Annotated in this window: 13 protein-coding genes and 1 riboswitch; of the genes, 1 reads left to right on the top strand and 12 read right to left on the bottom strand. The window is 45.0% G+C overall.

Features of this window, described 5'->3' with window-relative positions:
- Positions 1 to 178: 178 nt before the first annotated feature.
- Entirely contained in the window at positions 179 to 370 is a 192-nt protein-coding gene (gene rpmB, locus MAMMFC1_RS18515; RefSeq protein WP_126309928.1) for a 50S ribosomal protein L28, read from the top strand.
- 117 nt (positions 371 to 487) lie between these two features.
- Here the strand turns inward: rpmB and hslO are convergent, their stop codons facing one another.
- The 12 genes from hslO to MAMMFC1_RS18455 form a co-directional block, all read right to left on the bottom strand.
- The gene (gene hslO / locus MAMMFC1_RS18510) at positions 488 to 1,354 is read right to left on the bottom strand and encodes an Hsp33 family molecular chaperone HslO (RefSeq protein WP_126309927.1); all 867 of its coding nucleotides are present in this window, start codon (positions 1,352 to 1,354) and stop codon (positions 488 to 490) included.
- A 23-nt stretch (positions 1,355 to 1,377) separates the two neighbouring features.
- The gene (gene yfcE, locus MAMMFC1_RS18505; RefSeq protein ID WP_126309926.1) at positions 1,378 to 1,935 is read right to left on the bottom strand and encodes a phosphodiesterase; all 558 of its coding nucleotides are present in this window, start codon (positions 1,933 to 1,935) and stop codon (positions 1,378 to 1,380) included.
- A gap of 47 nt (positions 1,936 to 1,982) precedes the next feature.
- Complete coding sequence (gene ribH, locus MAMMFC1_RS18500) at positions 1,983 to 2,450, bottom strand: 6,7-dimethyl-8-ribityllumazine synthase (protein WP_126309925.1); 468 nt, start codon at positions 2,448 to 2,450, stop codon at positions 1,983 to 1,985.
- A gap of 1 nt (position 2,451) precedes the next feature.
- A complete protein-coding gene (locus tag MAMMFC1_RS18495; RefSeq protein WP_126309924.1) occupies positions 2,452 to 3,663 on the bottom strand; it encodes a bifunctional 3,4-dihydroxy-2-butanone-4-phosphate synthase/GTP cyclohydrolase II in 1,212 nt (403 codons plus the stop codon).
- A 34-nt stretch (positions 3,664 to 3,697) separates the two neighbouring features.
- A complete protein-coding gene (locus tag MAMMFC1_RS18490) occupies positions 3,698 to 4,351 on the bottom strand; it encodes a riboflavin synthase (RefSeq protein WP_126309923.1) in 654 nt (217 codons plus the stop codon).
- Positions 4,320 to 5,450: a bifunctional diaminohydroxyphosphoribosylaminopyrimidine deaminase/5-amino-6-(5-phosphoribosylamino)uracil reductase RibD gene (gene ribD, locus MAMMFC1_RS18485; protein ID WP_126309922.1), complete on the bottom strand. Its 1,131-nt coding sequence runs from the start codon at positions 5,448 to 5,450 to the stop codon at positions 4,320 to 4,322. The genes MAMMFC1_RS18490 and ribD overlap by 32 nt, the downstream gene beginning before the upstream one ends.
- A gap of 275 nt (positions 5,451 to 5,725) precedes the next feature.
- A riboswitch (FMN riboswitch) is annotated at positions 5,726 to 5,850 on the bottom strand.
- 248 nt (positions 5,851 to 6,098) lie between these two features.
- Positions 6,099 to 6,755: a ribulose-phosphate 3-epimerase gene (gene rpe / locus MAMMFC1_RS18480; protein WP_126309921.1), complete on the bottom strand. Its 657-nt coding sequence runs from the start codon at positions 6,753 to 6,755 to the stop codon at positions 6,099 to 6,101.
- A gap of 3 nt (positions 6,756 to 6,758) precedes the next feature.
- Positions 6,759 to 7,634: a ribosome small subunit-dependent GTPase A gene (gene rsgA, locus MAMMFC1_RS18475; protein ID WP_126309920.1), complete on the bottom strand. Its 876-nt coding sequence runs from the start codon at positions 7,632 to 7,634 to the stop codon at positions 6,759 to 6,761.
- Between the two features lie 14 nt (positions 7,635 to 7,648).
- A complete protein-coding gene (pknB, locus tag MAMMFC1_RS18470) occupies positions 7,649 to 9,535 on the bottom strand; it encodes a Stk1 family PASTA domain-containing Ser/Thr kinase (RefSeq protein WP_126309919.1) in 1,887 nt (628 codons plus the stop codon).
- A 13-nt stretch (positions 9,536 to 9,548) separates the two neighbouring features.
- Positions 9,549 to 11,003: a peptidoglycan D,D-transpeptidase FtsI family protein gene (locus MAMMFC1_RS18465; protein WP_126309918.1), complete on the bottom strand. Its 1,455-nt coding sequence runs from the start codon at positions 11,001 to 11,003 to the stop codon at positions 9,549 to 9,551.
- On the bottom strand, positions 10,993 to 12,273 hold the full coding sequence (locus MAMMFC1_RS18460; protein WP_126309917.1) for an FtsW/RodA/SpoVE family cell cycle protein: 1,281 nt from the start codon (positions 12,271 to 12,273) through the stop codon (positions 10,993 to 10,995). Before MAMMFC1_RS18460 ends, MAMMFC1_RS18465 begins: the two co-directional genes overlap by 11 nt.
- Complete coding sequence (locus tag MAMMFC1_RS18455; RefSeq protein ID WP_126309916.1) at positions 12,263 to 12,979, bottom strand: Stp1/IreP family PP2C-type Ser/Thr phosphatase; 717 nt, start codon at positions 12,977 to 12,979, stop codon at positions 12,263 to 12,265. Before MAMMFC1_RS18455 ends, MAMMFC1_RS18460 begins: the two co-directional genes overlap by 11 nt.
- Between the last annotated feature and the right edge of the window lies 1 nt (position 12,980).

Genomic DNA, 12,980 nt, shown 5'->3' with positions numbered 1-12,980 from the left:
TGTGTGACTATTTAGCTAATTTATACGTGGGTGACTTCAATTTTACTTACAGTATAGTGAATATATAGTGAATAAATAATAAGATTCATTTAGGCCTTGCATCCTATAAGTGAATTTGATAAAATATGCATGTTAAGTACTTAATTAAATAGTTGTCCTGCATGAGGAGGTGGAACAGATGGCAAATGTTTGTCAAGTTTGCGGTAAAGGTGAGCGCAGCGGTTTTAATGTCAGCCACTCACATCTGAAAACCAAGCGTACCTGGAAACCTAACATACAGAAAGTCAAAGCGGTAGTTGAGGGTGAAACCAAAACAATGAATGTTTGTACCCGGTGTTTACGTTCCGGTAAAGTTCAACGGGCGGTATGATTGGTAAAAAGGCTGGTAAATTACCCAGTCCTTTTTGTTATTTTAAAATAATTATATAAGCTTAAAAATACAGGGGAGCAATAGCAACAGCCTATTGCTCCCCTGTTTGTCTGGATTCTACTTTGCTTTTGCGTACAGTGCCGCTAATTCTGCTTTGTCAAAATGGTATTTTTCGTTACAGAAATGACAGGTAACTTCAGCCTGTCCCTCTTCTTCTATCATAGCTTCCAATTCTTTTTGACCAAGGTTTTGCAGCATATTGCTTACTCGCTCTCTGTCGCATTGGCAGTCAAATACTACCGGAGTTTCCTCATAAAGAGTAATAGGTATGCCTTTAAACACTGTTTCTAAGATAGATTTGGCATTATAGCCTTCACTTACAAGTTGGGAGACCGGTGGGATTTGAGATATATTGTTTTCCAGCAATGTAAGAATGTCATCTGTTATCCCGGGCAGGGCCTGGATAAAAAAACCTCCTGCAGCCGCTACGGTTGTGTCAGGTGCAATAAGAACTCCCAGAGCAACGCTTGAAGGCGTCTGTTCTGAAACAGTAAGGTAATGAGTAATGTCTTCGGCAATCTCACCGGAAACTAGCTCAGAGCTTCCGGTAAACGGATGCTTTAACTGGGTAAACCGGGTGATATGGATGAAGCCGGCCCCGACTGCTCCTCCCACATCTAATTTTCCATTTTTTAACGGCAGATCAACATATGGATTACGTACATAACCGCGGGCACTGCCATTCGAGTAAGCGTCAGCAACAATTTCACCCAGTGGTCCGCTTCCTGCAATACGGATTGTCAATGCTTCCGCTGTTTTAAGGTTTGCTGCCAGAAGTATTGCGCCAGTCAAGGTTCGGCCAAGAGCGGCGGCTGCTACCGGTGAGCAATTATGCCTTTTGCGGGCTTCTTCCACAAGGGTGGTCGTTACTGCGGCAAAACCACGGGCGCCGGGAACAGTTGCCCGCATGAGATGATCAGCCATAAGTTCCCTCCATAATTAATCAATTAATCGATGATTTCTGAGAATAATACTTTCTCATTAGTAATATCCAATACTTGTACAATATTTTTCGTTAGCAGAGCGATTGTACCATGTCCGTCACTGCGTTTAGACATCCCAGGCGAACCTGGATTCAGATATACAATATCATCGGCTTTGGTGAGAGCCGGGAGATGGCTATGGCCAGTGATGAATAAATCTGCTTTAAATTGTTTTGCCAGTTCTGATTTTGCAGTGTCCGTAAGCTCATGGCCGTGGGTAACAACGATTCGGATATTATTAAGTACAATATACGCATAGGGTGATTGAATAGGTATTTTAAGCACCATTTGATCAACTGCCGCATCGCAGTTGCCGCACGCTGTCACGATAGGTACCGGACAGTTGTTGATGATCTCGGCTAATTGCTTAGGATCATACTCTGGGGGGATAGTATTGCGTGGTCCATGATACAATACATCGCCTGCATGAATAATCAGATCGACATCATGAAAATACTTGCTAAAAACTTTCTGCCAAGTTTCACAACATCCGTGTGTATCACTGATGATACCTACCTTCATTATTAAGTCACCTCCCAATTATTTCCTGGAAATAATTGTATTGCGATTCAGATCGTTTTCAGCAGATTTGCCATTTCAATTGCTGACACGGCAGCATCAAAACCCTTGTTGCCTGCCTTGGTGCCGGCGCGTTCAACAGCTTGTTCAATCGTATCAGTAGTTAATACCCCGAATATGGTTGGTATACCGCTATCCAAACCTACATGAGCAATACCTTTGGATACTTCGGCACATACATAATCATAATGGGAAGTGCTTCCTCTGATGACAGTACCCAGACAGATTACAGCGTCATATTTTTTACTGAAGGCCATTTTTTTAGCAACCATTGGAATTTCAAAAGCTCCAGGCACCCAGGCTATTTCGATGTTCGCCGGGTCAGCACCATGACGACTTAAGGCATCGAGGGCTCCTCCTACCAATTTACTCGTAATAAATTCGTTGAACCTTGCTGCTACAATACCAAACTTTAGCCCTTCAGCTACCAGTTTTCCTTCATGCACTTTTACATCCATGCTACTTTGCCTCCTCATATTGTTTAAGTAAATGGCCTAGTTTTACTTTTTTCACCGATAAATAACGGCGGTTATATTGATTAGCTATTATTTCCAAGGGAACTCGCTCTTTAATTTTCAAACCGTATCCGTCCAATCCAGCTAATTTGCGTGGATTATTCGTAAGCAGCCGGATGCTTGTCAAACCTAAATCAACCAGTATTTGTGCGCCAATGCCGTAATCCCTTATATCGGCAGGAAAGCCTAAAATTTCATTAGCTTCAACAGTGTCTTTACCCTTATCCTGCAAGGCGTAGGCTTTAATCTTGTTGGCAAGGCCTATTCCCCGGCCTTCCTGGCGCATGTATAACAGAACTCCTGTACCTTCTTTTTCGATACGTTTTAAAGCATTGCCCAACTGCTCGCCGCAGTCACAGCGCAGCGAACCTAGTGCGTCCCCGGTTAAGCATTCGGAATGCACCCGCACCAGGACGTCTTGTTTACCTTCGATATTGCCTTTGACAAGAGCTATATGGCATTGATTGTCCAGTGAATTTTCATAAGCAATTATTTTAAACGTTCCGTATTTTGTAGGCATCTTGGCTTCGGCTGCCCGGGTGACGAATTTCTCATGCTTTTTGCGATAGTTAATAAGCTCGGCGATTGTAATAATCTTAAGATTATGTTTGTGGACAAATTCCAAAAGCTGCGGAACACGGGCCATTGTACCGTCTTCATTCATAATTTCACAAATGACGCCCGCGGGATATAAGCCTGCTAATTTAGTTAAATCAACAGCAGCTTCTGTGTGCCCGGCCCGGCGTAATACGCCGCCTTCGCTGGAACGAAGCGGAAAAACATGTCCGGGGCGGCGCAGATCTTCAGATTTGGTATCAGGATCTAAAACGGCTTTGATAGTAGCAGCCCGTTCATGGGCGGAAATACCGGTGGTCACATTTTTGGCATCAATTGATACGGTAAAAGCCGTACAGAGTGCATCGGTATTATCTGTAACCATTGCCCCAACTTCCAACTGGTCGAGTCTGGCGCCGATAACGGGCATACAGATTAGACCACGACCATAAGTCGCCATAAAGTTTATGGCTTCAGGAGTTACTTTTTCTGCAGCCATTAAGAGGTCTCCTTCGTTTTCCCGGTCCTCGTCGTCAACAACCACAATTATTTTACCATTTTTAATGTCTTCAACAGCTTCCTCAATGGTATTAAATTTCATTTTGGACCCTCCTGTCTATATAAGTCACCTGATATTATAAAGTAAAGCCATGTTCTGCCAAAAAATCTGCGGTAAATCCCTGCTTCACCTGATTCTCGCTTGCGTTGTCCAGCAGTTTCTCCACATACTTGCCGATTACATCGGCTTCTAAATTAACCGGATCACCGGTCTTTTTTATTCCCAGTGTTGTCAGAGCGGCGGTATGGGGTATTAAGGACACGGTAAACCAGTCCCTGCCATACTCTACAACCGTTAAACTAATTCCGTCAATGGCGATTGAGCCTTTGCGAATGATATATTTCATCACTTCCAGTCCTGCCTGAATGCGTATGACAAACGCATTATCATCTTGTTCTTTGCTCACAATTTTGCCAACGCCGTCAATATGGCCGCTTACAATATGACCGCCAAGACGGTCGCCAACTCTGAGAGTCCGTTCAAGATTAACCGTATCTCCCGCTTTCAGTCCTGACAGCGCGGTTCGCTCAACGGTTTCCGGCATGACGTCGGCTGTAAACCAGGAATCACCGATGGCAACTACTGTGAGACAGGTACCGTTTACAGCTATGCTATCTCCTAGTTTGATATCGAGCAACACTTTATGGGCATTGACCGTAAGGCGAGCTGATTTAGCCCCGCTGCTAATATTCTTGACTTTACCCAATTCTTCCACAAGTCCGGTAAACATTTCTTCCCTCCCGCTTAAAAATATTGGCAATAACCAGTATGTCTTCGCCGATGTGCTCATATTCAATGTCTTCAAGAGAGATGGCATGATCCATTATTGCGGCTCCACAGCCGCCTATCGGGCCGGGAGCATTAACTCCGCCGATAAGTTTCGGGGCAATAAAACAATATAGTTTGTCCACAATGTTTGCGGCTAAGGCCGAAGCATTAATTTGGGCGCCGCCCTCTACCAATACACTGGTTATTTTACGACAACCCAGTGATTGGAATAAGGCATGCAAGTTCACTCCGTTTGGCCCGGGCTCTATTGTCAATACTTCCACGCCGGCGTCCTGCAGTGATGCGACTTGCGACGCTGGCGCCCCGGGAGTAACGGCAATAATGGTGGGCGCCTTCCGATCAGTTACCACTTTGGCCGTAAGCGGGGTGCGAGCATAGCTGTCGACAATAATGCGGACCGGGTTTCGCCCTCCCGCCGGCAATCTGACTGTAAGTTCAGGATCATCGGCAAGAATGGTGCCAATCCCCACCATAATACCGTCATAACGGTCTCTTAACCTGTGGACATAGGATCTTGCCTCTGTACCCGTTATCCATTTGGAACAGCCAGTGTGGCAAGCAATTTTTCCATCAAGGGACATTGCAGTTTTTAGAACGCCAAAAGGCAGGCCGCAGGAGATCCATTTGATGAACACTTCATTTAGCTTGGCGGCATCCTGCGCTAACACACCTTCTGTTACCTCGATGCCAGCGTTACGCAGCAGAGCAATTCCTTTACCCGCAACCAAAGGATTGGGGTCTGCCATGGCCACAACAACTTTTTTTACGCCGGACTGAATGACTGCATCGGTGCAAGGACCCGTCAGGCCACAGTGTGAACATGGTTCCAGGGTTACATACAGAGTAGCGTCACGCGCCAACTCGCCGGCATGGTTTAAAGCGTGAATTTCCGCGTGAGCGGTCCCTGCTTTTCTGTGCCAACCCTGGCCGACGATTCTACCGTCTTTTACGACGATCGCCCCAACTAAAGGATTGGGAGTGGTACGTCCCAGCGCATATTGGGCTATGGTCAAGGCCTGCCGCATATAGTATTCGTCCATAACAGCCTCCCTAATATGTTTGAAGAAATGTACCTGCATTGCCACGAACTGCTTAGAAATCGTCAGATGCTAGGCGCGACGAGTACTGGAATGTAAGCGTACTGGACGTACGCTGGAATGAAGCACGCAGGAGCAACAACGCAGATGGCGGTTTATAAGCAGTTCCCTACTTTAAGCCTATAGTTAAACGGAAATAAAAAACTGCTGACGCTTTTAGGGCTGTCAGCAGCTGGATTTTAGGCAATAAAAGTATTGAAGCCGCTATGGCTCTCAATACTAGCCTTTTTCCATCCAGACTATACTGTCGGCTCCGGAATTCAACCGGATCAGCCATAACGGCTCGCGGGCTATACCGCCGGTCAGGAATCAAAAGATGTAACTACTCAGCTTAAAGATTGGAACTGCTGAAAAACCGTCATCTGCGTCGTTGCTCCTGCGTGCTTCATTCCAGCGTACGTCCAGTACGCTTGCATTCCAGTACTCGTCGCGCCTAGCATCTGACAATTTTTGAGCAGTTCGAGACAATCCATGATCTGAGTATATAAAAGATTACTCTTTTTCACCTTGCCCCAAAGGCTCGTATAAAATTTTCATTTGATAAAATAAATCTGTGTATATAATATATGTTACCATTATCGTCTTTGAAAATCAAGTCCCTCTGAGCAAGCGAATCGCCTCTTTCGCGTCGGGCGAGCCGTAAACTGCCGATCCGGCAACCAGTATATTTGCGCCTGCGGCTATTGCTTGTCTCGCTGTATTCGGATTAATGCCACCGTCTACTTCAATATCTACATCAACGTTTAGCTTACTAATCATCTTTTTTAGGCGGGCAATCTTGTCAATTACTCCCGGAATGAACTGTTGTCCCCCAAATCCTGGATTTACGCTCATAAGGAGGATCATATCGACGTCAGCCAATAATTCCTCAATCATGACAAGGGGCGTAGACGGGTTGAGCGACACCCCGGCGCGAATACCGTATTCTTTTATATTTTGAACGAGGCGGTTTAGGTGGGGCGCAGTTTCTACATGCACAGTTATCAGATCAGCGCCGGCTTTAATAAAAGGATCAATTAAATCTTCCGGATTGGTAATCATAAGATGCACATCAAACGGTAGCTTGGTTACTTTTCGGATAGCTGAGATAACAGGTGGACCAAAAGTAAGATTAGGTACGAAGTGACCATCCATGATATCAAGGTGTAGCATGTCGGCCCCGGCTTTTTCAACTTTACCAATTTCGTCTGCCAAGCATGAAAAATCAGCAGATAAGAGTGACGGCGCAATTTTAACGGGCTGATTCATGATTTAAAATCCCTTCTTATTCTCGTTAATTTCAGTTAAAATTTCTATATAGGATTGGTAACGGTCGGTATGAATTTTGCCATCGTCCACAGCTTGTTTAACTGCGCATTGGGGTTCTTTAAAATGCAAACAGGTAGTAAACTTGCACCCGGAAGCATATTGAACAATTTCAGGGAAACAAAATGCCAGTTCCGGCGACGGCAGCTCTTGAAATTCAGTATAACTGAACCCGGGTGTGTCTACAACAAACCCACCGCCGGCTAAAGGAAGTAATTCCGCAAAGCGGGTAGTATGCTTGCCGCGGCCAATTTTTGAGCTCACCTCTCCTGTCACTAGTTCCAGACCGGGCTGCACCGCATTTAAAATAGTTGATTTTCCTGCTCCTGAAGGACCGGCCAAAACGGATATTTTGTCAAAAAGCAGGGCGCGAAGGGCGTTAATATTCTGCCCGGTTTTAGCCGATACGGTCAATATTGGATAGCCAATACTCCGGTAACGATCAAGCAGTTCGGTAATCGTATCCCCATCGGCAAGATCCAATTTGTTGATACAGATAATAATATCCAGTTGCGAATGTTCGGCAATCACCAGAAAACGGTCGATAAGACTAGGATTTATGTCGGGATTTACTGCCGCAAAAGTAAGAATTACCTGGTCGACGTTGGCCAGCATTGGCCGTTTAAGCATGTTGCGCCGGGGTAATATTTCTTCAATTACTCCTTTTTCCGGACCGACTAAAGAGTAAGTTACTTCGTCTCCGACCAACAGGGAGAAACGTTCTTTTTTGATGCGGCCGCGAAGTGAGCAGGAAATGAGTTTATCGCCTGTTTGTATATAGTAATAACTATTATAAGCTTTTACTACAACACCATTAAGCACTTGAACGCCTCCTGCTAAATTGTTTGTTCTTGCAACAGTTTATCGTTAATGTAGACTTGAACCCGAACTTGGCCAACACCTTCAACGGTTTTTTCCACTTTTTCGCCAGGTTTATGCGCGCCTTCATATACAATTCGGCGGCCGTTGGAATCAGTAACTACGATTTGAAGCGACTGTTTCGGCGATCCATTCGGAATGGTGACTTGAACGGACGCCCGCCTGACGGCGCCAGATATTCCTTTCGCAACTGAAAAATCAATGGCAGAACCTTCTGTTACCTCCGATGCCGGGAGTGGATTTTGCCCGATGATAGTACCGGGTGGATACTTATCGTTAGGAGTTTCAGTTACTTTTCCCAGTTTTAATTTCAGGCTGTCTAACTGGGTAGTAACGGTATTAAGAGAGGAGCCTTGGAAATCCGGCAGCACGATTTTCCGAGGACCGGCTCCCTTACTGATGACTATGTCAATTGCAGTACCTTTGGATACTTGCGCCGGCGGCCTGGGATTTTGACTTATTACTGTATCCTGGGCAACATCGGAACTAAACTGCTCATCTACTCTTCCCAGTTTTAACCCGGCGTTTTGTAGTTGCAGTTCGGCGTCCCGGCGGTTTATTCCTCTCAGATCAGGAACAACGGTAGTTTCGCCGCCTTTGCTTATAATGAGCGTAACGGCGCGTTGTTCTTTTACAGTTGTGCCGGCTTCCGGTTGTTGAGAAATCACGTACCCGGCCGGGACTTTATCGCTAAAAGAATCCGAAACTACTACTCTTAAGTTTTGACTCAATAAAATATTGCGGGCTGTATCTACTTGTTTGCCGACTACATCCGGTACAACCACTTCATTAAGGCTCCAGAACTTGCCAAAACCCAGATAAGCTGCCACGGCGGATACCAGCAGCAACAGAGCAAGACCTAACAGCCAGGGTTTTACTTTTTTATTTTTAGGTGAAGTTTCAGCCAGAACGTCATTCTGCCTTTTTCCTGCGGGAATATCAGCGTCAGCGGCTGTTGGCGGGATCTGCGGCAAAACCTGAGTGGGAAAATCCGTTCGGGAGAGTCTTCTGGTACGATCATCCTGCAAATAGTTTTGGGACATTTTAAGGTCGGTGATCATCTCACTGATGTCGGTAAACCGGTTAATTGGATCCTTAGACATGGATTTAACTACGGTAGCCTCAATTAAAGGTGGTATATCGGGGTTGAATTCCCGGATAGGACGTGGTTCTTCCTGGAGGTGTTTAAGAGCAATGCTAATTGGCGTTTCGCCGGAGAAAGGCACAGTGCCTGTCAGCATCTCGTATAAAACGACTCCCAGTGAGTAAATATCGGATTTGGCGCCAACTGCCGAGCCTTTGGCCTGTTCGGGTGAAAAGTAGTGTACAGAGCCGATTATTGTACCCGATTGGGTCATTGTGGCCGACGTCACGGCCCTGGCAATTCCAAAATCGGTAACTTTTATTCTTCCTGCACGAGTCATTAAGATATTATGCGGTTTTATATCACAATGCACCAGGTTGTTTTGATGGGCATGTTCAAGCGCTTCCGCTATTTCTATAGCAATACGGACTGCCGTTTCCACCGGAAGAGGCGCTTCCCGCTCAATCTTGTCTTTCAGAGTTTCACCTGAAATGTATTCCATGACGATATAGTAGGTGTTTTCTTCGTAACCAACGTCATAGATATTTACAATATTTGGGTGGGAAAGTTTGGCTGCGGCCTGGGCTTCTCTGCGAAACCGGCTTACGAATTCATCATCATCGGTGAACTGCGCGCGCAGAACTTTTACCGCAACCGACCGGTCAAGCAATTTGTCGTGCGCCCGGTAAACGTCAGCCATTCCCCCGCCGCCGATTCGTTCTATAATTGTATAGCGATTATCCAGTGTACGATTAAGCAAAGTATTCACCCCCTTAACGTAATGCTTGTTCAAAGATTTGGCGGGCAATTGGCGCAGCAACGCTGCCGCCGGAACCACCATTTTCAACGATTACTGCCATAGCAACCCTAGGATTGTCAGCCGGCGCAAAACCGATAAACCATGCATGGGCTGCGCCATGGGGATTTTCCGCCGTACCCGTTTTTCCGGCTATTGTAATGCCGGATATATTAGCAGAAGTTCCCGTTCCCTCTTGGACGACCTTGACCATCATTTTAGACAAGGAGTCGGACAATTTAGGACTCACAGGCGACAGCCATTTTTCCGGAACGTGTCCTTTGATCACTGTTCCGTCAAGGGTTATAACTTTCTGAATCAGAAAAGGTTTCATAGTTGTGCCGTTATTGGCTATTGTCGCCGCTAGCATCGCCATTCTGAGCGGTGTTACAAGCAAGCTGCCTTGACCAATACCTATTTGCGCCAAATCACCATCGCTTAACCGATCAAATTCAGGCAAATGAACGGGAGATTCTATAAATTCTCCGTCCAATAGTCGACTGAATCCAAAGCTCTCGAATCCCTGTGCTATTTTATTTCTTCCCAATTCCAGTGCTAAACTTCCAAAGGTAACATTACACGAAACAGCCAAGGCCTGTTCCAGAGAAACTCTTCCGTGAGCCTGAGAATTTGTTTCATTCAGAACATAGTCCGGGCCTATTTTTAGCGAGCCGGAACAGTTGAAACGGGTATCCTTGTCAGCTATGTTCGCACTTAATGCCAATTCCGCAATCAGTACTTTGATAATAGAACCGGGAGGATATAGCCCTTGAGTAGCTCTATTGAGCAATGGACTGTTCTGTGCTTGCGATATATTTGCCCAGTTGCTGTCAATAGAATCCGGGTCAAAGCTTGGCTTACTCACTAATGCTAAGATCGCGCCTGTGTGTGGCTCCAGCACAACGACTGCTCCCTGTGAACTTCCTAAGGCGCGGTAAGCAGTTTCCTGCAAGTTGGAATCAACCGTTAACAGTACGGTATTTCCAGGTTTGCTGCCAAACAGACGGTTTATTGGACCAAGCCGATATTCAGGGGTATTTCGTCCGGATAGGTAAATATCTCCAGCGCTTTCAATGCCGCTTTTACCATATTTTATACTATCATAGCCAATAACGGGAGCATACATAGCGCCATAAGGATATTGGCGTCCGTATTCATTATTATCATTATTATTGTTGATAATTTTACTATATGCCAACACATTATGTTTAGCATCCAAAATTTTTCCTCTTTCAATTTTACGGGATGCTTCAGCGAAACGGCGATTTAAAGGATGAAAGGCTAGATATTCGCTTTGTACGACCTGCAGATATGAAACGTAGATAAATAGCAAAGTCAACAGCACAATTAAACATAAGCCTGTAAAACGAACGTTGCGGCGAATATTGTCATAAATATTGTCGTGACTATCCGGCGAATGGTTACTGAGCATAGTCTGGCCTCACTTCTGACAAGGCAAACAGCATGCCTAATAAAATGAAACTCGATACTGTCGAACTGCCGCCATAACTTATTAACGGCAGGGTTATGCCTGTGAGCGGCAGGAACTTAGTTACGCCGGCTATAATAATAAATACTTGCATTGCAAGCAGGACCGAAAGCCCGCTGGCGAGAATAATAGTATACGGCGTTCGGGCCAGGGAGGCAATTTTGAACCCGCGGTAGACCATAAAGATGTATGCTAGTATTACTGCTGAACTTCCGGCAAAACCCAATTCTTCAGCAATTGCTGCGAAAATAAAGTCGGTATGAACTGCCGGTATGAACTGCGGGAAGCCGTAGGTTAACCCACTTCCTAAAACATTTCCTGACCCAAGAGCAAATAAAGATTGGACAATCTGATAAGCTCTCCCGGTAGGGTCAACCCAAGGGTTAAGCCATATATCTATACGAACCTGCACGTGGGGGTATAACTTATAACAAGCAAATGAACCTATGATAAATAAAATTGCTGCCAGAACTATGTATAAAAGCCGGCCGCTGGCAATATAAGTCATGATAATTGTTGTTCCAAAAAACAATAGTGCGGACCCAAGATCTCTTTGGGTTACCAACATCAGCATTGCTAACCCCCAAAGAGCGATTAAAGGAGCAATAAAGCGGGGGTGTGGCAGGATGAACGGCCCATAGTGTCTAGTTGCGTAAGAAAGTAATTGACGGCGCTCGCTCAAATATGCAGCTAAAAAAATAATAACAAACAACTTAGCAAATTCTGCTGGCTGAAACATGACGGGTCCTAAGATGATCCAGTTTTTGTTACCCCCAATATCAGTGCCAAACAATATTGTAGCTAAGAGAAGACCTATGCCAATCATTCCGCTTGTGTATTTATATTTTGCGAGTGGTTCGGCTTGCCGGAAAACAAATGAAAATATAACAAATCCCAATAAGCCAATTGCTTGCCACAAGACTTGCATTATAAATAGATCGGGTTTGAGACGCAAAATCATCGTTAAACCAATAGCAGAAAGAAATATGCCAAGCGGCAATAATAACGGGTCCCCGTATAACTTGAGTAGATACCGGATAATAAAATGAACTAAAAACCAAGTAACGATTAATCCCGAAACAGCAATTGTGACAGGTGCCTGGATTTTTCCCTGAGAAAGGCTGATCACCAGCCAACCCAAAAAAAGGATTATACTTGCTATTATCAACAAAGTGCGCTCTTGCTTTATTGTATCACTATTTTTATTTCTCATAATAAATATAAATAACCGTAATATTATCATGGCCGCCTGATAGATTGGCGCGTTGGATAAGAGCGTTAACGACTGCCTCGGCATCCGCCGGATGCATGTTTATTGTCTCTTGAATCGTATTTTCACTTACCATGTTTGTAAGTCCGTCGGTGCAAAGAAGCAAGCTATCGCCTTGCCGCCACTCCAGCTTACCCGTATCTATACGGATTTCTTCACTGGTGCCGACTGCCCGGGTGAGTATGTTACGGTGAGGATGAACTTGAGCCTCTTCATTTGTGATACTGCCGCTTTGTACTAATTCCCATACCAGAGAATGGTCGGTTGTAATTTGTTGCAGCCGGTTATTACGAATGAAATATAGGCGGCTATCTCCAACATGGCCCCAATATACATCCTTATTATCAATATAAATTGACGTGATTGTTGTTCCCATGCCGGAACACTCAATTTTACACTGTGCCATTTGATAAATCATCATGTTGGCATGGGCAATGGCTGACAGAAGTACCTGTTCCCACTCCGATATGTTAGAACATTTTTTTATATACTCGTTTATCGTATTAGCACCTAAATTGCTGGCGATTTCACCTGCGACATGCCCACCCATACCGTCAGCAACCACAAATAAATGTGGCGGGGAATAAATATAACTATCTTCATTGGTCTTTCTCAACAGCCCAATGTCTGTTCCTGCATATGCCAGCAAT

The sequence above is a fragment of the Methylomusa anaerophila genome (assembly GCF_003966895.1).
Taxonomy (GTDB): Bacteria; Bacillota; Negativicutes; order Sporomusales; family Sporomusaceae; genus Methylomusa; species Methylomusa anaerophila.
This window is presented reverse-complemented; position numbering and strand designations above follow the sequence as displayed.